Consider the following 419-nt stretch of genomic DNA (forward strand, 5'->3'; position numbering starts at 1 on the left):
GGTACGCTCAAGCGCGGCGACGTGGTGCTTGCGGGCACCGCCTATGGCCGCGTGCGCGCCATGCTGGACGAAAACGGCAAGCCGGCCAAGGAAGCTGGTCCGTCGATCCCGGTGGAAATTCAGGGTCTGTCGGAAGTGCCGGGTGCCGGTGAAGAAGTGCTGGTGCTGCCGGACGAACGTAAGGCACGCGAAATCGCGCTGTTCCGCCAAGGCAAGTTCCGCGATGTGAAGCTGGCACGCCAACAGGCTGCCAAGCTGGAAAACATGCTGGAACAGATGAGCGAAGGCGACGTGAAGTCGCTGCCGCTGATCATCAAGGCCGACGTGCAGGGCTCGCAGGAAGCGCTGGTGCATTCGCTCAAGAAGCTGTCGACCGACGAAGTGCGTGTGCAGATTGTGCACGCTGCCGTGGGCGGTAT

At 62.8% G+C, this 419-nt stretch carries 1 pseudogene; it reads left to right on the forward strand.

From position 1 onward, the window contains the following. A pseudogene (locus AC6EMZ_RS23310) lies at positions 1-419 on the forward strand (translation initiation factor IF-2); the annotation flags it as partial.

The sequence above is a fragment of the Enterobacter sp. SCRI0065 genome (assembly GCF_059766475.1).